1 protein-coding gene is annotated in these 1671 nt (G+C 76.0%); it reads right to left on the bottom strand.

Annotated features, from left to right (window positions below; all coding sequences use genetic code 11):
• A partial coding sequence (locus tag BN2279_RS09545; protein ID WP_234347693.1) for a beta-ketoacyl synthase N-terminal-like domain-containing protein occupies positions 1-1671 on the bottom strand: 1671 nt, incomplete at both ends.

Raw genomic sequence — 1671 nt, 5'->3', positions numbered from 1 at the left:
GTCCAGCCAGTGGCGGCGCCGCCGGTACCGGGGCCGGGGCAGCGGCTCGCGCACACCGCCGCGCGCGGGCCGGGGCGGCTCGGTGACCACGAGGTGCGCGTTGGTGCCGCCGAGCCCGAACGCGCTGACCCCGGCGGCGCGCGGCGCGCCGTCCGGCGGCGCGGGCCACTCCCGCAGCCCGGTGTTCGGGACGAAGGGCGACGAGGCGAAGTCGAAACGCGGGTTGGGCTCGTCGCAGAACAGCGTCGGCGGCACCTGGGCGTGCCGCAGCGCGAGAACGGCCTTGGCCAGCCCGGCGATTCCGGCCGCGCTGAGCAGGTGACCGATGTTGGACTTCACCGAACCGATCGCGCAGAACCCGGAGTCCGCAGTGGTCTCCCGGAACACGTCGGTCAGCGCCCGCAGTTCGATCGGGTCGCCGATCATCGTGCCGGTGCCGTGCGCCTCCACCAGGCCGATCCGGTCGGCGGTCAGGCCGGCCCGGTCCAGCGCGCGGCGGACCGCCCGCGCCTGGGCCGCCGGGTTCGGCGTGGTGAGGCCCATGGTCCGGCCGTCGTTGGTGACGGCCACCGCCTCGATGACCGCGTGCACGCGATCGCCGTCGGCCAGCGCGCGTTCCAGCGGTTTCAGCAGCACGACGCCGCAGCCCTCGCCGGGCACGAACCCGTCGGCCGACCGGTCGAACGTGGCGCAGCGGCCCGTCGGGGACAGCGCCCGTGCCGCGCTGAACTCCAGGTAGGGCCGCTCGTCCAGCAGGATGTCCACCCCGGCGACGAAGGCGAGTTCGGACTCGCCCGCGCGCAGGCTGCGGCACGCCTGCTGGATCGCGACCAGCGCCGAGGAGCAGGCGCTGTCCACGACCAGGCTCGGCCCGCGCAGGTCGAAGTGGTGCGCGACGCGGGCCGCCGCGAAGTTCTGGTCCCCGCCCAGCGCGGCCGGGCCGGGCCGTACGCCGATGCGGTCGCCGTAACGGGACAGGCGGGTGCCGACGAATACGCCGACGTCCCGGCCCTCGACCTCCCCGGGCCGGTAACCGGCGTCGGCGAGGCAGTTGGCGGTCCCTTCCAGCACCAGCCGCAGCGCGGGGTCCAGACAGTCCGTCTCCTCGTCGGTGAGGCCGAAGTGCCGCGCGTCGAAGTCCTCGATGCCGTCGAGGAATCCGCCCCAGCGGCTGATGCTCCGCCCCGGCGCGTGGACCGGGTCGTACAGGGCGGCGGTGTCCCAGCGGGTGGCGGGCACCTCGGTGACGGCGCAGGTGCCGGAGGCGAGCAACCGCCAGAACGCGTCCGCGTCCGGGGCACCGGGGAAGCGGCAGTCCATGCCGATGACGGCGATCCGCTCCCCGGGCCCGTCCGGTTCCCCGGGCCGGGCGGCGGCCGTGACCGCGACCGGGGCGGCGTTCGCGGCGGCCGGGGGCGCGAAGGACTCCAGATGGCGGGCCAGGCGGCTCAGCGTCGGATGGTCCAGCAGCGCGGAAGGCTCCACGCTCCGCCCGATCTCCCTCTCGACGCGCCGCACCAGCTCCCCGAGCATGACGGACTCCACGCCCAGGTCCCCGAAGAGCGCCGTGGGATCGAGCGCGGCGGCGGGCATGCCGAGGACGTCGGCGAACAGGTCCACCAGCCAGCGCGGCGGCTCGACGGCCGCCACCACGGGCGCCGGGGCCGGGGC

This window comes from Streptomyces specialis (assembly GCF_001493375.1).
In the GTDB taxonomy this organism is placed as follows: domain Bacteria; phylum Actinomycetota; class Actinomycetes; order Streptomycetales; family Streptomycetaceae; genus Streptomyces; species Streptomyces specialis.
Note: the sequence above shows the minus strand (reverse complement) of the source record. Positions and strands in the feature narration are given on the sequence as shown.